The 18,047-nt window shown below is 62.3% G+C and carries 18 protein-coding genes, 2 tRNA genes and 1 pseudogene; 5 read left to right on the top strand and 16 right to left on the bottom strand.

The window, feature by feature from the left end:
- Nucleotide 1 precedes the first annotated feature (1 nt).
- The 12 genes from IVA95_RS15045 to IVA95_RS14990 form a co-directional block, all read right to left on the bottom strand.
- Nucleotides 2-721, bottom strand: coding sequence for an aspartate/glutamate racemase family protein (locus IVA95_RS15045; RefSeq protein WP_247511175.1), 720 nt, complete (start codon nucleotides 719-721; stop codon nucleotides 2-4).
- Nucleotides 722-725: 4 nt separating this feature from the next.
- The gene (gene nuoG / locus IVA95_RS15040) at nucleotides 726-2,804 is read right to left on the bottom strand and encodes an NADH-quinone oxidoreductase subunit NuoG (RefSeq protein ID WP_247511174.1); all 2,079 of its coding nucleotides are present in this window, start codon (nucleotides 2,802-2,804) and stop codon (nucleotides 726-728) included.
- A 7-nt stretch (nucleotides 2,805-2,811) separates the two neighbouring features.
- Nucleotides 2,812-3,303 (bottom strand): hypothetical protein, encoded by a 492-nt coding sequence (locus IVA95_RS15035; protein ID WP_247511173.1) that lies wholly within the window; start codon nucleotides 3,301-3,303, stop codon nucleotides 2,812-2,814.
- A 5-nt stretch (nucleotides 3,304-3,308) separates the two neighbouring features.
- On the bottom strand, nucleotides 3,309-4,634 hold the full coding sequence (gene nuoF / locus IVA95_RS15030) for an NADH-quinone oxidoreductase subunit NuoF (RefSeq protein WP_247511172.1): 1,326 nt from the start codon (nucleotides 4,632-4,634) through the stop codon (nucleotides 3,309-3,311).
- 118 nt (nucleotides 4,635-4,752) lie between these two features.
- Complete coding sequence (gene nuoE / locus IVA95_RS15025) at nucleotides 4,753-5,364, bottom strand: NADH-quinone oxidoreductase subunit NuoE (protein WP_247511171.1); 612 nt, start codon at nucleotides 5,362-5,364, stop codon at nucleotides 4,753-4,755.
- Nucleotides 5,365-5,367: 3 nt separating this feature from the next.
- Nucleotides 5,368-6,336, bottom strand: a complete 969-nt coding sequence (locus IVA95_RS15020) for an FkbM family methyltransferase (protein ID WP_247511170.1) — start codon at nucleotides 6,334-6,336, stop codon at nucleotides 5,368-5,370.
- Between the two features lie 310 nt (nucleotides 6,337-6,646).
- Nucleotides 6,647-7,837: an NADH-quinone oxidoreductase subunit D gene (locus IVA95_RS15015; protein ID WP_247511169.1), complete on the bottom strand. Its 1,191-nt coding sequence runs from the start codon at nucleotides 7,835-7,837 to the stop codon at nucleotides 6,647-6,649.
- A 6-nt stretch (nucleotides 7,838-7,843) separates the two neighbouring features.
- Entirely contained in the window at nucleotides 7,844-8,287 is a 444-nt protein-coding gene (locus IVA95_RS15010; protein WP_247511168.1) for a GFA family protein, read from the bottom strand.
- The gene (locus IVA95_RS15005) at nucleotides 8,284-8,895 is read right to left on the bottom strand and encodes an NADH-quinone oxidoreductase subunit C (protein ID WP_247511167.1); all 612 of its coding nucleotides are present in this window, start codon (nucleotides 8,893-8,895) and stop codon (nucleotides 8,284-8,286) included. The genes IVA95_RS15010 and IVA95_RS15005 overlap by 4 nt, the downstream gene beginning before the upstream one ends.
- Nucleotides 8,896-8,906: 11 nt before the next feature.
- Nucleotides 8,907-9,491, bottom strand: coding sequence for an NADH-quinone oxidoreductase subunit B (locus IVA95_RS15000; protein ID WP_213250556.1), 585 nt, complete (start codon nucleotides 9,489-9,491; stop codon nucleotides 8,907-8,909).
- Nucleotides 9,488-9,853, bottom strand: coding sequence for an NADH-quinone oxidoreductase subunit A (locus tag IVA95_RS14995; RefSeq protein ID WP_247511166.1), 366 nt, complete (start codon nucleotides 9,851-9,853; stop codon nucleotides 9,488-9,490). Before IVA95_RS14995 ends, IVA95_RS15000 begins: the two co-directional genes overlap by 4 nt.
- Before the next feature lie 199 nt (nucleotides 9,854-10,052).
- Nucleotides 10,053-10,568, bottom strand: coding sequence for a MarR family transcriptional regulator (locus IVA95_RS14990; RefSeq protein ID WP_247511165.1), 516 nt, complete (start codon nucleotides 10,566-10,568; stop codon nucleotides 10,053-10,055).
- A gap of 180 nt (nucleotides 10,569-10,748) precedes the next feature.
- Here IVA95_RS14990 and IVA95_RS14985 point away from each other — a divergent pair.
- Both IVA95_RS14985 and IVA95_RS14975 read left to right on the top strand, forming a co-directional pair.
- A pseudogene (locus tag IVA95_RS14985) lies at nucleotides 10,749-11,940 on the top strand (aromatic ring-hydroxylating dioxygenase subunit alpha).
- A 223-nt stretch (nucleotides 11,941-12,163) separates the two neighbouring features.
- Nucleotides 12,164-12,358, top strand: a complete 195-nt coding sequence (locus tag IVA95_RS14975; RefSeq protein ID WP_247511162.1) for a hypothetical protein — start codon at nucleotides 12,164-12,166, stop codon at nucleotides 12,356-12,358.
- Nucleotides 12,359-12,446: 88 nt separating this feature from the next.
- Here the strand turns inward: IVA95_RS14975 and IVA95_RS14970 are convergent.
- Nucleotides 12,447-12,523, bottom strand: a tRNA-Asp gene (locus IVA95_RS14970).
- A 320-nt stretch (nucleotides 12,524-12,843) separates the two neighbouring features.
- On the opposite strand from IVA95_RS14970, the gene IVA95_RS14965 reads away from it, so the two are divergent.
- The 3 genes from IVA95_RS14965 to IVA95_RS14955 all read left to right on the top strand — a co-directional run bounded on the left by IVA95_RS14965 (nucleotide 12,844) and on the right by IVA95_RS14955 (nucleotide 15,015).
- The gene (locus IVA95_RS14965; protein ID WP_057844275.1) at nucleotides 12,844-13,143 is read left to right on the top strand and encodes an HU family DNA-binding protein; all 300 of its coding nucleotides are present in this window, start codon (nucleotides 12,844-12,846) and stop codon (nucleotides 13,141-13,143) included.
- A gap of 104 nt (nucleotides 13,144-13,247) precedes the next feature.
- The gene (gene pepT, locus IVA95_RS14960; protein ID WP_247511161.1) at nucleotides 13,248-14,504 is read left to right on the top strand and encodes a peptidase T; all 1,257 of its coding nucleotides are present in this window, start codon (nucleotides 13,248-13,250) and stop codon (nucleotides 14,502-14,504) included.
- 133 nt (nucleotides 14,505-14,637) lie between these two features.
- Nucleotides 14,638-15,015, top strand: coding sequence for a hypothetical protein (locus IVA95_RS14955; RefSeq protein ID WP_247511160.1), 378 nt, complete (start codon nucleotides 14,638-14,640; stop codon nucleotides 15,013-15,015).
- Nucleotides 15,016-15,607: 592 nt separating this feature from the next.
- Here the strand turns inward: IVA95_RS14955 and IVA95_RS14950 are convergent.
- The 3 genes from IVA95_RS14950 to IVA95_RS14940 form a co-directional block, all read right to left on the bottom strand.
- Nucleotides 15,608-16,468, bottom strand: a complete 861-nt coding sequence (locus IVA95_RS14950) for a methyltransferase domain-containing protein (protein ID WP_247511159.1) — start codon at nucleotides 16,466-16,468, stop codon at nucleotides 15,608-15,610.
- An 858-nt stretch (nucleotides 16,469-17,326) separates the two neighbouring features.
- Nucleotides 17,327-17,403: transfer RNA gene (locus tag IVA95_RS14945), tRNA-Val, on the bottom strand.
- A gap of 171 nt (nucleotides 17,404-17,574) precedes the next feature.
- Nucleotides 17,575-17,976 carry a GFA family protein gene (locus IVA95_RS14940; RefSeq protein WP_247511158.1) on the bottom strand — a complete coding sequence of 134 codons (402 nt, stop codon included), beginning with the start codon at nucleotides 17,974-17,976 and terminating at the stop codon, nucleotides 17,575-17,577.
- Between the last annotated feature and the right edge of the window lie 71 nt (nucleotides 17,977-18,047).

The following is an 18,047-nucleotide window of genomic DNA, read 5'->3' as shown; positions in this document are numbered from 1 at the left end:
CTCATTCTGCTGCTTGCGCGGTTGGGACGTGGCCGAGCGCGAAATTCACCGCGGCGTCGGCATGGATCAAAGTAGTGTCGAACATCGGAAGCGGCGAATTCCCCCCGTTGAGCAGCATACCGACTTCGGTGCAGCCAAGCACAAGGCAGTCCGCGCCCTTTGCCTTAAGCCGCCGCGCGACGTCAACAAAGACAGCCCGCGAGGCGTCGGTGACGCGTCCGACGCAAAGCTCGTCATAGATAATCTGATGCACCAGTGCGCGATCGGCTTCGTCCGGCGTGATCGCATCGAGGCCGAACTTCTCTCGCAGCCGGCCGGTGTAGAAATCCTGCTCCATGGTGAAGCGAGTCGCCATGATGGCGGGTTTGCGCTTGCCGGAGGTGCGGATCTTCTCCGCGGTCGCGTCAGCGATGTGCAGAAAGGGGATGCCGATTGCGGTCTCGATGGTGTCAGCGACCTTGTGCATGGTGTTAGTCGCGAGCACGATCACCTCTGCCCCCGCCCCTTCCAGGCGCCTGGCGATGGCAGCAAGACGCACGCCCGCTTCCTCCCAACGGCCTTCTGCCTGCATCTGTGCAATCGGGGCGAAATCGACTGACCACATCAAGATTTCGGCCGAATGCAAGCCACCGAGGGCCTCGCGGACGCGCCCGTTCAGCCGCGCGTAATAATGCGCGGTCGACTCGCAGCTCATGCCGCCGATGAGGCCGATGACTTTCATCGCATTACTCCGCTGCCGTCAGCATTTTCCCGGACGCCAGCCGGGAACATTCCGCCATCACCGCCGAGGCCCGCGCGATGGGGTTGGTCAGATAGAAATCCTCGACCGAACTCTTGAACGGGGTCTTGTCGAGCTTGCCGCCCTTCTTGCCTGCGAGCGCAGTGACGTCACTGGCCTTGCCGGGCTCGATCTGGTCGATCCGCATCAGGTGCGGGAAGGCCTTGAACAGCGCCTGGCGCAGCGCCTGCAGCGAGTCGTAGGGCAGCTTCTTGCCGAGCACGTCCGACAATGCGCGGACGATCGCCCAGTCCTCGCGCGCCTCGCCGGGCGGAAACGCCGCACGGCTGGCGATCTGCGCCCTGCCCTCGGTGTTGACGTAGAGGCCGGATTTTTCGGTGTAGGCCGCGCCTGGCAGAATAACGTCGGCGCGGTGCGCGCCGCGGTCGCCATGGGTGCCGATATAGACTACGAACGTGCCGTCCGGCACCTTCACCTCATCCGCCCCCAACAGGAACAGCACGTCGAGCGTGCCGAACGTCGTCATCTGCGCCAGGTTGAGGCCGCCTTTGCCGGGCGCAAAGCCGATATCGAGCGCGCCCGCGCGCGAGGCGGTATCCTGCAGCACGGCAAAGCCGTTCCAGTCGTCCTTGAGCGCGCCGGTGCCTGCCGCGACCTTGGCCGCCAGCGAAAGCACGGCCGCGCCGTCATGCCGCGCCAGCGAACCGGCGCCGACCAGCACGATCGGGTGCTTGGCGCCCTTCAGCACCTCGATAAAGGAATGCTTCCCACTGGCGAGTTCGCTAAGCGTATCCGTGCCCGCGCCGAGATAGTCGTAGTCGTAGGTCAGATCGGCCTTGGCGCCGACCAGGCCGACCTTGAGCTGACCCGTGCGCCAGCGCTTGCGGATCCGCGCATTAAGAACGGCGGCTTCCTTGCGCGGGTTGGAGCCGATGATCAGGAGCGCGTCAGCCTGCTCGATGCCCGCAATGGTCGGATTGAAGATGTAGGTCGCCCGTCCCGCCTTGGGATCGAAGGCGTCGCCGCCCTGCACCGCCAGATTGCTGGAGCCGTATCGGCCGAGCAGATCCTTGAGCGCGAACATCTCCTCGACTGCAGCGAGATCGCCGGCAATGGCCCCGATCCGCTTGCCGTCGCTCATCTTGACCTTGGCGGCGACCGCCGCGAAGGCCTCCTGCCACGACGCGGCCCGAAGCTTGCCGTTCTCGCGGACATAGGGCCGGTCGAGCCGCTGCGTGCGCAGGCCGTCGACGACGTGACGGGTCTTGTCGGAAATCCATTCCTCGTTCACCGCCTCGTTGATGCGCGGCAGGATTCGCATCACCTCGCGGCCCCGGGTGTCGACGCGGATCGCGGAACCGACGCCATCCATGACGTCCACCGACTGCGTCTTGCCGAGCTCCCACGGACGCGCGGCGAAAGCGTACGGCTTAGAGGTCAGCGCGCCCACGGGACAGATATCGACGAGGTTGCCCTGCAGCTCGGAAGTCAGCGCCTGCTCCAGATAGGTCGTGATTTCCATGTCCTCGCCGCGGCCAGTGGCGCCCATTTCCGGGGCGCCGGCGACTTCGGCGGAGAATCGGACGCAGCGCGTGCACTGGATGCAGCGGTTCATCGAGGTCTTGACCAGCGCGCCCAGATATTTGTCCTCGACCGCGCGCTTGTTCTCGGCAAAGCGCGAAGTGTCGACGCCATAGCCCATCGCCTGGTCCTGCAGATCGCACTCTCCGCCCTGATCGCAGATCGGGCAGTCCAGCGGGTGGTTGATCAGCAAGAATTCCATCACGCCTTCGCGCGCCTTCTTGACCATCGGCGAACGGGTGGAAATCTCCGGCGGTTCGCCCTTCGGGCCAGGCCGGCAGTCACGTACGCCCCAGGCGCAGCTTGCGACGGGCTTCGGGCCGCCCTTCACCTCGACAAGGCACATCCGGCAATTGCCGGCGATCGACAGCCGCTCGTGGTAGCAGAAGCGCGGAATTTCGGCGCCCGCCGCCTCACACGCCTGCAGCAGCGTGTACTCCGCAGGCACATCGATCTCTTTGCCGTCGATGATGAGTTTGGTCATTGCTGTCTCAAGTCTTTCCCAGCTTGCAGTCTGGCGGTGTAACGCTGGCGGTCTTCAGTGACGCCGTGATCCATCGCTGGGTCTCAGCGCCATAGGTCGCGAGATAGGCCGGCTGCGCCGCGTTCTTCTCGCACAGGAACGGCAGATGCGGCTTCAGGTCGTAGTCGCAGGACGCCAGCCACTCGCGCTTTCCGGCGAATGCGCCGATCGCTTCCTCGCAGGCGTAGAGGAAATAGGTGACGAAGCTCTCGTACTGCACCTGCTCGTCGCCGCCGGCCGCCTTGATCTTCTCGTAATCCGGCTGCGCGAATTTCGGATTCTTGAACGCCAGATCGGTATAGCCCAGAAACGCCTGCCGCGCGCTCGTGGCCCGGTTGTTGGTACGGATTTCATTGATCTGGAAGAGGATCGCAACAAAGCCGAGCAGCGCCACGGCCGCCTGCGCCATCTGCGCCAGCGTTCCGTATCTCTGCCACCAGAAAACGCTCGGTTGCGACATCGACATCACTCCGCCGCCGCCATGCTCACGGGATCGCGCACGCCGGTATCGTCGATGTCGGCCTTATGCGAATACTGGTCGATGCGCGCCTCGATCTCGTGCCGGAAATGCGCGATCAGGCCCTGGATCGGCCATGCGGCAGCGTCGCCGAGCGCGCAGATGGTGTGGCCCTCGACCTGCTTCGTGACTTCCAGCAGCATGTCGATCTCGCGCTTGTGCGCCCGGCCCTCGGCCATGCGCGTCAGCACCCGCCACATCCACCCCGTACCCTCGCGGCACGGCGTGCACTGGCCGCAGCTCTCGTGCTTGTAGAAATAGGAGATGCGCGCGATCGCCCGGATCAGGTCCGTCGACTTGTCCATCACGATCACGGCAGCGGTGCCGAGGCCGGAGCGCAGCTTGCCGAGGCTGTCAAAATCCATCGGCGTGTCGATGATCTGCTCGGCCGGCACCATGCGCACCGACGAGCCGCCGGGGATCACGGCTTTCAGATTGTCCCAGCCGCCGCGAATGCCGCCGCAATGGCGCTCGATCAGTTCGCGGAACGGAATCCCCATCGCCTCTTCGACGTTGCAGGGCCGCTCGACGTGGCCGGAAATGCAAAATAGTTTGGTGCCGACATTGTTCGGCCGGCCGATGGCCGCGAACCACGCCGCGCCGCGCCTGAGGATGTCGGGCGCAACCGCGATGGACTCGACGTTGTTGACGGTGGTCGGGCAGCCATAGAGACCGACATTGGCCGGGAATGGCGGCTTCAGCCGCGGCTGGCCCTTCTTACCCTCTAAGCTTTCCAGCAACGCCGTCTCTTCGCCGCAGATATAGGCGCCGGCACCGTGCGCGACATAGACGTCGAACGGCCAGCCGTTGACGTTATCCTTGCCGACCAGTTTTGCGTCATAGGCCTGGTCGATCGCTGCCTGCAGGCGCTCCCGCTCGCGAATGAACTCGCCGCGGACATAGATGTAGCAGGCATGCGCGCCCATGGCATAGCTCGCCAGCAGGCAGCCCTCGACCAGCAGATGCGGGTCGTGCCGCATGATCTCGCGGTCTTTGCAGGTGCCGGGCTCGGACTCGTCGGCATTGACGACTAGATAGCTCGGCCGGCCGTCGGTGGATTCCTTCGGCATGAACGACCATTTCAGGCCGGTCGGAAAGCCCGCCCCGCCGCGGCCGCGCAGGCCGGAGGCCTTCATCTCGTTGATGATCCAGTCGCGGCCCTTGTCGATGATCGCCTTGGTGCCGTCCCACGCGCCGCGGCGGCGCGCACCCTCCAGCCCCCAATCGTGGAGGCCGTAGAGGTTTTTGAAGATGCGATCCTTGTCGTCGAGCATGACTTGAAGCTTCCTCAGATCAGCGATTGGACTGCGCGCAGGCGAGCCCCGGCATAGCGTGACTTCTCCATCACGCGGCCCCTCTCCGGCCGGCTTACGGACAATGTAGGGTCACGCATCATCTGGATTCCTTCAGCGTTGTCGGCCCGCCCACAGGCGCCGAGAACTGACGGTCGATCTGCGGTCCGGGCTTTGGCGGATTGCCCGATGCAAAGCCGTCCAACACCTTGCCGAAACTTTCCTTGGTCAGGTCCTCGTAGGTGTCCTTCCAGATCTGCACCATCGGAGCATTCACGCAGGCGCCCAGGCACTCGACCTCCTCCCAACTGAAATTGCCGTCCTTCGACAGATGGAAGGGGTCGTGATGGATGCGGCTCTGGCACACCTCGATCAGGTCGCCGGCGCCGCGCAGGCGGCAGGGCGTGGTGCCGCATACCTGGACATGGGCCTTCTTGCCGACAGGCTGGAGCTGGAACATGGTGTAGAAGGTCGCCACTTCCAGCACGCGAATGTAGGGCATGTCGAGCATGTCGGCGACGACGCGGATCGCGGCCTCCGGTACCCATCCGTCATGCTGCTCCTGCGCGCGCCACAGGATCGCGATCACAGCGGACGCCTGTCGACCCGGCGGATACTTTGCGATCTGCGCCTTGGCCCAGGCGAGATTCTCATCCGTGAACGTGAAGCTCGCGGGCTGCAATTCCTTCGGAGCGAGGCGGCGGACGGACATCGTTCAGTCTCTCATTGCACGCGGCGCGCGGCCTTTCGCATTGAGCGCATCGATCCGGGCGAGCCAGAATGCGCTTGCGGTGCCGAACACGTTGTAGCCGACATGGGTTGAAACCTTGATCCGATCCAGAATCGAAAGGTCGGTCACGGTTTCAAGGCGATGGCTGCGCGGATCGTAGACGATCAGCTTCAGCGGGGTCTGTTCGAGGATATAGCGCGACACGGTGTGCTCGGGATCGTTGCCGTGCTCCTCGCACAGCAGCACGCTGTCGATCTGCATCAGCCGCGCGCCGCCCTTCATCGCCTCGATCTCGACGCCCTCGACGTCGAGCTTGATCAGGTATTTTCCATCCGCGGCGATCTTGCCGTCATCGAGCAGATTGTCGAGCGCGATGACCGGCACTTCCTCGCCGCCCGACTGATCGCCGGCGATGCTGAACGCCTCATGCTTGCTGCCGGACAGGCGCGCAGTGCCGCGCGCGGCGCCGATCGCGCATTTCATCGCTTCGAAACGATTGCCGTTGATTTTGGCGTTGTTGGCCAACTTCGGGAAGTTCTGCCCTGAAGGCTCGATCGCGATCGCCTTGTGCGAGCCGAACGGCTTGCTCGAGACCAGGACCGACCAGTAGCCGTAATTGGCGCCGCAATCGAGCAGCGTGTAGTCGACGTCGGCGGAGTCCTTGAACAGCAGCTCCAGCTCGTCCTCGTAGTTATAGGTGCGGTTGAGCAGCTTACTCCAGTAGCCGTCGCCATAGGGGAATTCGAAGACGGCGTCGGGATTGAGTTTGATCTGGATGCCGCGCTCGGGCAGCGTCTTCCGCAACAAATTGGCGCAGAGATTGTAGCCGCGGTGCGAAAAATGCGCGCTCACCTTTGAACCAAGCGTCAGCGCAATCGCGGCCAAACGCTCCCACGCGTTCGCGCCCGCCAGCACGCCCGAAGCCCGGTCAAACTGGATTGGCGCCGGCGCCATCACTGGTGGACCTCGTTCAGTTCTTTGCAAGAGTTGACGCGGTCACGACCGCGCCCGCCTAGCTGTACACAGACGACCGCAAGTTTCTCGCGAGTCCAGACCTCGTAAAGCCAATACGCGTCCATCAGGTCTTGAGGGCTTTCCGACCTATATTTGAGGGTCCAGCCCTCCTTCGAAAGTTGGTCTGGGCACCAGCGAGCCGACGCCGGTTTGCCGGGACAAGCCGCGTGGAATGACTGCGATAGCTGCGCTTGCGCACTACCGAGCAGGCCAAACGTGCCTGCGAGTACCGCCGTCAGCGCTAGCATCCTCATCGATCGACCTCTCCGAACACGATGTCGAGGGAGCCGAGGATGGCCGAGACGTCGGCGAGCAGATGGCCGCGGCAGATGAAATCCATCGCCTGCAGATGGGCAAAGCCCGGTGCGCGGATCTTGCACTTGTAGGGCTTGTTGCTGCCGTCAGAGACCAGGTAGACGCCGAACTCACCTTTCGGCGCCTCGACTGCGGCATAGATCTCACCGGCCGGCACGTGCACGCCTTCGGTGTAGAGCTTGAAGTGGTGGATCAGCGCTTCCATCGAACGCTTCATCTCGCCGCGCCGCGGTGGCGCGATCTTGTTGTCCTCAACGACGACAGGCCCCTGCCCGTCCGGCGAGTTCAGCTTCGCGATGCACTGCCTCATGATGCGGACCGACTGGCGCATCTCTTCCATGCGGATCAGGTAGCGATCGTAGCAGTCGCCGTTCTTGCCGATCGGAACGTCGAAATCCATCTCGGTATAGCACTCGTAAGGCTGCGACTTGCGGAGGTCCCAGGCCGCGCCGGAGCCGCGCACCATCACGCCCGAAAAGCCCCACTCCCAGGCCTGCTGCAGCGTCACCACGCCGATATCGACGTTGCGCTGCTTGAAGATGCGATTGCCGGTCAAAAGCGTGTCGAGATCGGCGACGACCTGCAGGAACGGATCGCACCAGGCGTCGATATCGTCGATCAGTTTCTGCGGCAGGTCCTGGTGCACGCCGCCGACGCGGAAATAGGCCGCATGCATACGCGAGCCGGAGGCGCGCTCGTAAAATTGCATCAGCTTTTCGCGCTCTTCAAACCCCCACAGCGGCGGGGTCAAAGCGCCAACGTCCATCGCCTGCGTGGTGACGTTGAGCAGATGCGACAGGATGCGGCCGATCTCGCAATAGAGGACGCGGATCAATTGGCCGCGGCGCGGCACCGTGATGCCGAGCAGCCTTTCCGCCGCGAGACAGAAGGCGTGCTCCTGATTCATCGGCGCGACGTAATCGAGCCGGTCGAAATACGGGATCGCCTGGAGGTAGGTCTTGTGCTCGATCAGCTTTTCGGTGCCGCGATGAAGCAAACCGATATGCGGATCGACACGCTCGACGACTTCGCCGTCGAGCTCCAGCACGAGGCGCAACACACCGTGCGCAGCCGGATGCTGCGGCCCGAAGTTGATCGTGAAGTTACGAAGATTCTGTTCGTTCATAACTTATCAGCCCTTCGCCTGGCTTGCCTGGAAGGCGGCGAAAACTTCAGCACCGGTCAGTTTCTCCGTCTCATTGGCAAACTCGTAATAAGCAGGCTTCTCGTCGACGAAAATCTGCCTAGTAAGCTCAAACTGCGCGTTCTCGTCGATGGCCTCTGCAGACACCGCGTAAACCGGCGCATCGATCAAGCGATAGAGCAGCGAAGTCCCGCATTTCGTGCAAAAGCCGCGCTCGGCCCAATCCGACGAACGGTAGATACCCAGATTTGCCGCATCGTCGATCTCGACGCTCGCGCAATGCACCGACAGATAAGGCCCCGCCGACCATCTGCGGCACATGCTGCAATGGCAGGCCTCGACGTCAGGGCTTTGCAGCACAGCGCGGAACCGCACGGCGCCGCAAAGGCATCCGCCGGTGATCGGCTGCTCTGCTGCGCGGACAGCGTTCACGGCTGCTCCTTCGCCTTCTCATCGCCCGGCAGCGGATAGTCCGCGCCTTCCCAGGGCGAGAGGAAATCGAATTTACGGAATTCCTGGTTGAGACGGACGGGCTCGTAGAGCACCCGCTTCTCCTGGTCGTCGTAGCGGACCTCGACGAAGCCGGTGAGCGGGAAATCCTTGCGCAGGGGATGACCGTCGAACCCGTAATCCGTCAGCAGCCGGCGCATGTCGGGATGGCCGGTGAAGATCACGCCATAGAGGTCGTAGGTCTCGCGCTCGAACCAGTCGGCACCGGGAAACACCTCGATGATCGAGGGCACCTGGGTGGTCTCGTCGGCTTCGGCGCGCAGGCGGATGCGCTCATTCAGCGTCGGCGACAGCAGATGATAGACCACGTCGAAACGCTTCTCGCGGCTGGGATAGTCGACCGCAGTGATGTCAGTAATGTTGACGAAGCGCAGCGCGGGATCGTCGCGCAAATATTTGACGACCTCGACGATCTTGCTCGCCTCGACCGTAACGGTGAGCTGGTTGAACGCGACCGCATGGGCAGTGGCCGCGCCCGGAAGCGCGCTAACAATCGTCTGCCCAAGGGCGTCGAGCTTGCCGTCGTCCATTACCTAAAACCTTAACGTTCGATGGTCCCGATGCGCCGGATCTTCTTCTGCAGCAGCAATATGCCGTAGAGTAGCGCTTCCGCCGTGGGCGGGCACCCGGGCACGTAGATGTCGATCGGCACGATGCGGTCGCAGCCGCGCACCACCGAGTACGAGTAATGATAGTAGCCGCCGCCATTGGCGCACGACCCCATCGAGATTACGTAGCGCGGCTCGGGCATCTGGTCATAGACCTTGCGCAGCGCCGGCGCCATCTTGTTGGTCAGCGTACCCGCCACGATCATCACGTCCGATTGCCGCGGCGAGGCGCGCGGCGCGAAGCCGAAGCGCTCGACGTCGTAGCGCGGCATCGACACCTGCATCATCTCGACCGCGCAGCAGGCGAGGCCGAACGTCATCCACATCAACGAGCCGGTGCGCGCCCACGTGATCAGATCGTCGGCGGCGGCAACGAAGAAACCCTTGTCTGACAGCTCGTGATTGACCTCGAGGAAGAACGGGTCGTTGGCCCCGACCGGCTTGCCGGTCGAGGGGTCGAGAATGCCCTTCGGCGCCTGCGCGATATCAGGCGAAGAGCCTGTTGCTGTTGGGCTCAATCCCATTCGAGCGCGCCTTTCTTCCACTCATAAGCAAAGCCGACCGTGAGGACGGCCAGGAACACCATCATGGACCAGAAGCCGGTGGCCCCTAACTTGCCGAACGCGACCGCCCACGGGAACAGGAACGCCACTTCCAGGTCGAAGATGATGAAGAGGATCGCAACCAGGTAGAAGCGGACGTCGAACTTCATGCGAGCGTCGTCGAATGCGTTGAATCCGCATTCATAGGCGGAGAGCTTTTCCGGGTCCGGCTGCTGGAACGCGACCACGAAGGGGGCGATCAGGAGCGCCAGACCGATCAGGCTCGCCACCCCGATAAATACCACAAGCGGAAGGTAATTCTGCAGGATGCCGTTCATCGGCGGGGCCTTTTCCTGCGGATTTGGCCGCAGATTCGTTGATTGGAATTATTCTTGGCTTAGCGCAGCGCAACAGAGGGCGCAAGACAAGCCGGTTTCACGTCTCCGTCCGCCCTTGACGCGTCGGCAGAACCCGAAAAAGTGTTGCGTTCCTGCCTCGCCCGACCAACGCGGGCCGGGCTGCATGGTGCCCAAATTTTCACTTCAAATCCTTTTCGTCGGCGAGCATTTGGGCGGCCGTGTCGGTCAGGCGATCGATCTGGTCGAGCAGCACCGCCAGCTCTTCCTTGCCGAGCTGTTCCAGCAGGCGCCGGTTGCGCTCCTGCGCCCCTGCCACAATTGCATCATGGGCGGCCAGCCCCGTCTTGGTCAGGCAAACCAGCGTCTCGCGGTTGTCCCGTGGGTTGACCGCCTTGGCGACCAGCTTGCGCGCGACCAGTTCCGCCAGCGCCCGGCTGATCTGGCCCTTGTCCATGCCGACCGCCTCCGCAAGCCGGACAACGCTCATTGGCGGCCGCCGCCCCAGCGAGGCCACCAGACCGAACTCCACCGAGGACAAGCCCGCCAGCCGCTTATAGCGCAGGATCGCGCCGCGCTTGAGCAGATTGGCCAACACCATCAGCCGCGATGACATCATCGCGGTGATCGGCGCCAATTCCGCGACATCGGAGGCCGCAGGTGATGGCGCGGTCTGCTTTTCCGGCTTCCGGCTCATTTTCAAGCTCTGCCAACAAAGCGCGCCGGTGCCAAGGACCATCGAGAAGGATCATCAGATAAGCCCGTCGAATGGGGTTATCGAATAGCTCGATCGAGATCGTTGACATTATCATCGATTTGCGTTTCGCTCGGCATCAAACGATCGCAGCACCAACAAGCCGCGGCGGGAGGAAACAGCATGACAGTCACGCAGCGGGATCGCGATCTCGGGACTGGCTATGCCATGAAGCCGTCGACGACCCGGACGGAGCTCACGGCGGTCGGCCGCGGCACGCCGATGGGCGAATTGCTGCGGCGGTACTGGCACCCGATCGGGCTCGCGTCCGACGCCACCGATATCCCCAGAAAGGTGCGCGCGCTCGGCGAGGACCTGGTGCTGTTTCGCGACCGGCATGCGCGCGTCGGGCTGCTGCACGCCCGCTGCTGCCATCGCGGCACGACGCTCTATTACGGCAAGGTCGAGGAAGACGGCATCCGCTGCTGCTATCACGGCTGGAAGTTCGACACCGAAGGCCGTTGCCTCGAACAGCCCTGCGAGCCCGAGGGCGGCCTGTTCAAGGGCAAGGTGCGGCAGCCCTGGTATCCGGTCGAGAAGCGCTACGGCCTGATCTTCGCCTATTTGGGCCCGGCCGAGAAAAAGCCGGTGCTGCCGCGCTATGAATGCCTGGAGAACATGGACGATGGCGAGTTCGTCGAGGCGGATGGTTCATCGATCGGCGGCGGCGGTCCGGCCATCATCCCCCTGCAACTGGCTGCAGCATTTCGAGAACGTCGTCGATCCCTATCACGTCCCGGTGCTGCACGGCTCGTTCTCGGGCCCGCAATTCAGCAACATGATAGCGTCGATGCCGCAAGTGAAGTTCGAGATGTCGCCGCGCGGCGTCACCGTGCGTTCAATCCGGCATCAGGACGATGGCAAGGTATTTTACCGGGTGACCGAAGCCGCCCTCCCCACGCTGCGCGTCGTGCCCAATCCGCGGGTCGCGCAATTCGCCCGCGTCGAGTCGATCGGCTGGACGCTGCCGATCGATGACACGTCCTTCCGCATCTACGTCGCAGGCCGGGTGAAGAATTCAGGCGATATCGGAAGGATGCGCTCGAAATTCAACGGAAAATTCTGGTGGGAGATGAACGAACGGGAGCACCAGCAATTCCCCGGCGATTACGAGGCGCAGGTCGGCCAGGGCCCGGTGACGCTGCATTCGGAGGAGCATTTCGGCCAGAGCGACCGCGGCATCCTGATGATCCGGCGGATGCTGAGCGATCAACTCGCCGCGATCGCAGCCGGCCGCGATCCGATCGGCGTCTCCTTCGATTCAGACGCGCCGCTGGTCGAATTCGAGGCGGGCAATTTCATTCGCGACGCATGAGGCGGCAGCAAAAAAGAACGCCCGGAGAGGGGAAGCATGGTTGATGTCGCGCCGCAGGCGGCCGCCCGCCTGTATGTGACCTACATCACGGATGCATAAGCAAAAACCGGCCACAAACCAGCCGAATGAAACCATTTTGCCGAAACCGCGAAACGATCCTGAAACAGATGGGGCGTACCTCTCTTCCCAACACGGGACGCCAAAGGCGTCCGGGAGGCATCACATGAACCACTCCTTTCACTCGGCGGATCGCAGTACCCACCTGAAGATCGTGGTTGTCGCACTGGTGGCCGGTATAGCGGTTGCGGCTTTCGGCATCTCGGCTCGGACCGGTTCTGAGTACAGCCAGACTGCCCAGGTCGTAAAAGCGGGCAAGGCGGTCGTTATTACCAGCGCGAATACTTCGACGGTCCGTTAAGCGATATCAAACTTCGTTGGAATAAAAACGGCCGCCCTCGGGCGGCCTTTCTGTTTGCAGCGGATCAACGTCAAGCCATTGAAAAGAATGGCGCGAGAGACGGGACTCGAACCCGCGGCCTCCGCCGTGACAGGGCGGCGCTCTAACCAACTGAGCTACTCCCGCGGATGCCGTAATCAGATCCTGATCCGCGCAGAACCGAGGGCATAAAGGCCCGCTCCCGCTTAGTCAAGGACGTTGCGAATCCCCGCGCCAGACGGACGTTTTTGCGATTCCAATTCAAATAACGGCCTGTTTTCAGGTAAAACTGCGTGGGCGGCGATTATCCGAGTCGTCTAAGGCCTGCTACATCGGGGTTCTTGAAATCCTCACCGCTCTGGTTGGACCGGAACCGCGGGTTTCAGGTCACCACGAACGCATTTTCCCAGCGCGGAGCGGTATCGACGAACGCGCTCAAGCGATTCAACCAACGAGGAGGGTCAGACATGGCGAAGAAAGCGGCGGCTCCAGCCACCATTACACTGAAGCATCTGGCAGCAGCTCTCGCCGAGGAACACGATCTGTCGAAGAAGGCCGCCGAGGCGATCCTGACCGACATGGTCGGCAAGATCACAAAACACCTGAAAAAGGGCGAGCGCATCCGGATCGTTGGCCTCGGCATCCTTCAGGTCCGCAAGCGCGCCGCCCGCACCGGGCGCAACCCCGCCACCGGCGAGCCGATCCAGATCAAGGCCAGCAAGAAGGTCGCGTTCCGCGCGGCCAAGGAACTCAAGGAAGCCGTCTGACCAAGGCTTCTCTCGATTGCACCAGAAGCGCCATTCCGGCGGCCACCCGGAATGGCGCTTTTCTGCTATAGAGCGCTTTCCTTGCTCAATTTTTCCGGATCGTCATGCTGGCCTCGTCGATAGCCTTCACCCACGATGTCACCGAGCGCTTCCTGCGCTATGTCGTTATCGACACCCAGTCCGATCCGGCCTCGCCGACCTGCCCTTCCACCGCGAAGCAAAAGAATTTGGGTCGCCTGCTGGCTTCGGAGCTGCAGGCGATGGGGCTCACCGACGCCCATCTCGACGAGCACGGCTATGTCTATGCGACGATCCCGGCGACTACCGAGAAGAAGGTCCCGGTGATCTGCTTCTGCTCGCATATGGACACGTCCCCGGACTGCACCGGCGCCAACGTCAAGCCTCAGATCGTGAACAATTATCGCGGCGGTGACATCGTGCTGCCGGCCGATCCCACCCAGGTGATCCGGTTTGCCGACCATCCTGCCCTCGCCGGCCAGATCGGCCACGACATCATCACGACCGACGGCACCACGCTGCTCGGCGCGGACAACAAGGCCGGCCTCGCCGAGATCATGGATGCGGCACGATTTCTGATCCAGAGCCCGCATATCAAGCACGGCACCATCAAGATCCTGTTCACGCCCGATGAAGAGATCGGCCGCGGCGTCGACAAGGTTGACCTGAAAAAGCTCGGCGCCGATTTTGCCTATACGATGGACGGCGAAAGCGCCGGGCATATCGAGGACGAAACCTTTTCAGCCGACGGCGCCACCATCACCATCGAAGGCGTGTCGACCCATCCCGGTTTTGCCAAAGGCAAGATGGAGCACGCCATCAAGATCGCGGCGGCCATCATTGACTGCCTGCCCAAGGACACCTGCTCGCCTGAGACCACCGAAGGCAAGGAGGGATTCCTGCATCCGATTGGCATTTCGGGCGCGCTGGAGAAAGCCAGCATCGGCTTCATCGTCCGCGATTTCACCGACGAGGGCCTGCAGCAAAAGGAAGCGCTGCTCGAAAGTATCGTCAAGGGCGTGATGAAGGACTATCCGCGCTCGACTTACCGGATGGAAGTCAAGCCACAATACCGCAACATGAAACAGGTGATCGACCGCCATCCCCAGACGGTCGACTACGCCATCGAGGCGATCAAGCGCGCGGGGCTGACGCCGGTGCGAAGCTCGATCCGCGGCGGCACCGACGGCTCACGCCTGTCGTTTATGGGCCTGCCCTGCCCCAACATCTTCGCCGGCGAACACGCGTTCCATTCGCGGCTGGAATGGGTCAGCCGCCAGGATATGGAAAAGGCCGCGGAGACGATTGTACATCTGGCAATGATCTGGGAAGAGCGGGCTTAGCGCTTTGTGATCTGCATCAACGGAGGACTTTTGACCGGCGATAAGTCGGTTGCAAAAATTCAAACATCCGACCCGAAAGACGTAGCTCCAATCGCGCCCATCAGTGCAGGTTTGCATGAAAACGAGGTCTACCATGCGGTTATCTATGGTGGTCGCTTTGGCGCTTATCGTTGGAGCTACAGGCTCGAGGTTCGTGTCTCCAGCACTGGCTGCTTCCGACTGTCCAAAATTGGTAGAACTGGCGGACTTTGGTGAGAACTCGACCGGCGACATTAGCGTCGGGTCCGGGCAAAGGTGCCTATTTCCGATCACGATCCGCGGCACGGTAAGCAGCTCGGATATTTTTCAAAAGCCGTCACACGGCAAGTTGAAAAAGCTCAACGTGACCACTTACGAATACAGGGCGAAGGCCAGATATAAGGGAAGCGATACTTTTGCCATCAAAGCAACAGGTCAGGGCCCGACGACTTCTGGCACGTCGGTAATCACTGTGCACGCGACGATCAAATAGCGTTTCTCGCGTCCTTTGCGTGGACGCGGACGCGTGTCGCCGTCCAGCAAATATCTTACGGCAACGACCCCTTCAGGTCTGCGACGCCAATATCCAAAGTGGCACCGTTCTCGCGGGTCGCGTGCGTGCGGACCTCACCGTGTTCGGAGACAGTGATGACTAGAACGACCATCGCGCCAAGCAGAAGCACTGCAACTATAATCAGCCCAACCCGGGCTGGAGTTAGATATGGATCGGACAAGCGCATCATTGCTGCACCCATGCGCATCGCCGCCAGCCCACTGCAACTGGTCGTTGACTCGTGAGGCGATTTGGTGGCGTGGCGGTGGCGATCCGGCGTTCAATTGGAATGGGTCAGCCGCCAAGTATGGCAAGGGCCGTGCACACCATCGTGCATACGGGCGATGATTTGGGAAGAGTGGGCATTGACGTCGCTTCGCGCCGCTCTGTCCCCGTCATTGCCTGCGACAGCGACGAACAATCCATCTCCCCGCGCCTGCCGATGGATGGATTGCTTCCGCCTTCGCTCTTCTACGGCGGACAAGTCGCTACGCTCGCAATGACGGTGTGGCGCGAGATGCGCCCGTCTCAACTACGACGCGCGCGCCGTTACGATCCAAACCGACGCCGGCAGCAGCACGGCATCGCCCTTGGCGAACGGCGTCAGCGCTTCGCGAATGGAAGCGGCGACGGCAGCGCGAGCTTCTTCCGGCTGGCCGTCGAGCGCGCGGCTCACCGGGCCGATCTCCAGCGCGCCCTGCACTGCGCCGTCGAGGCCGCGGCCGATCGCTGCATCCAGCAACAGCGGACACGCTTCCATGTCGACGCCGGTAAAGCCGGCCGAGTCGAGGATGCGGCGAACGCGTGCCTCCGAGGCAAATGCAAACGGTCCCGGGTCTTCCGGCCCAAGCTGCGGCAGCTTTGGCACATGCTTGTAGGCCGCCTGCAGCGGCGCCATGAAGAACGGATTTTCGCGCGGCTCGCGCCAGCAGGCAAAGGCCATGCGCCCCGTCGGCCGCAGCGCTTTCCGCATGTTAGCGAACGACAGCGCGGGATCGGCAAAGAACATCACGCCGAACCGCGAGGCCAGCACATCGAAGCCGGCAGGCTCGAACGGATAGACGGTGGCGTCGGCCAGAACGAAATCGATCGGCAGATCCTTCGGTGCGCTCTGCCGCGCCCGCTCCAGCATCGGGCCGGACACATCAATGCCGAGCACATGGCCCGATGGCGCGACTTCCCGCGCGAACGCAATCGCGGTGGCACCACTGCCGCAGCCGACATCGATGACGCGTTCGCCGGGCGTTAGCCTGGCGCGGTCGATCAGAAGATCGGCGACCGGTCCCAGGACGATGTCCTGCGCCGCCTGCCGCTCCGCCCAGCGCTGACCTGCCGGACCGTTCCAGTAGGCAACCTGGTCGGCGTTTTTTTCGTGGCTTGCCGGTGTGTCCATTTGCGCGCTCCTTTTCAACTTCGAACTTCCGTCGCGCCTTGCCGGATCGTTCACGCCGTATCGTTGCCGTATCATTGCCTTGATGCCGCTTCGTTCGTTCATGTACCCCAAGATTTGCCGTCGTAGCTACACTTTCATGCATTTCCTTCGGAACGATATCCCGCCTTTCGCGTGATCTATTGCCGCAAGGCAACTGACCGGCACTAGCACCTGGAGGGATCAAGATGAATAGAATGCGCAAATATGCGTGTGGCGCCGCAGCGGCGGCCGCTCTTTTTGTAATTCCAATATCGGCCTTTTCTCAATCCATTGAGATTGGACCGGGAGGCGTCCGAGTAGATCGAGGAGGTGGGCGCTGCGAGCAATTAAGACTTGCCTGCGAAAACAAGGACGCGCTGGGCGAGAGGGGCGAAGGAAATTGCCGCAGATATCGGGAGGCCTGCGGGCGACCAGTTCGCAGGGATGTGTGCGCCGAATTGAGATATGCATGCCTCAACAAGGATGAGTTGGGTGAACGCGGCGAAGGAAATTGCCGTCGGTATCGCCAGACCTGTCGAGGTCAACTGTAGAGCTCGCCAATTGCCAGTGTCGCGGGGTGGTCCGGCATCGCTCGGCACCGCCCCGCGCTGGCCCGCCGAACCATTCCAGTATGCGACTTGGTCGGCGTTTTGATCGTGGCTGGTGGCGGCGTCCATTGCTCGTTCTTTTGCTTGCGATTGGGAGATGAGGTTCAACTTCGAACAAGTCCGCCTTCGCTCTTCGAGCTTCGGCGAGACAGCCTTTGCCCTGCGCGCAGAGCATCTGTGGCACCACTGCCGCGAAGCTGGCTTGCCCAGCCGAAGCCCGCAGGGCGAAGGCTGGTAGGCGGCGAGAGATTCGAACTCCCGACCCTCTCGGTGTAAACGAGATGCTCTAACCAGCTGAGCTAGCCGCCCGTAAGCCGCCTGTTTAGCCCTGCGGCCCCCTTTAGTGCAAGGGTTCGATACCGCAAATTGCCGGTCGCACAAGAGCGTTTTCAAGCGAAGTGGACACCGGTTCGCGTCAAGAAAACGCGTCAAAACAAGAATCTAGAGCGCGGTTCTGATTCAATCAGAACCGAAAAGGCGCTAGTCGCCCGGCCGCCCGGGTAGCGCCTCAAGATCGTGGATCCAGGGTGCAGCCGAGCGACACCAGATTTGCCGCGCCGGCTTGAGCCGGTCGCGCTGCCGGATGCTGCCCCAGCGAATACCCCAATCCTCCGGTCCGCCGTCTCCGCTGGTGAACAATGGCGAGCCGCAGACTTCGCAAAAGTGCTGAAAGCGCGTCCGGCCATTATCGCCCTTCTTCGGATAGACCTTCGCCGGCGCGCCGGTCATGCGGACCTGCTCGGCCGAACAGATCACCGTTACGCGATACGGCGAGCCCGTCAGGTTCTGGCAATCGGTGCAGTGACAGATCGATACTTTTTCGGGATCGATGTCGGCCCGATAGGTCACCCGCCCGCAATGGCATTGCCCGTCGATTTCCATCCCTCATCAACTCCGTCTGCCGGGCTGAGGTTCAAGCCGAGATCCCAGCCGCACAAACAAAAGCGGCGCCC

Origin of the sequence: Bradyrhizobium sp. 157 (assembly GCF_023073815.1) — a bacterium.
Lineage (GTDB): Bacteria > Pseudomonadota > Alphaproteobacteria > Rhizobiales > Xanthobacteraceae > Bradyrhizobium.
Note: the sequence above shows the minus strand (reverse complement) of the source record. Positions and strands in the feature narration are given on the sequence as shown.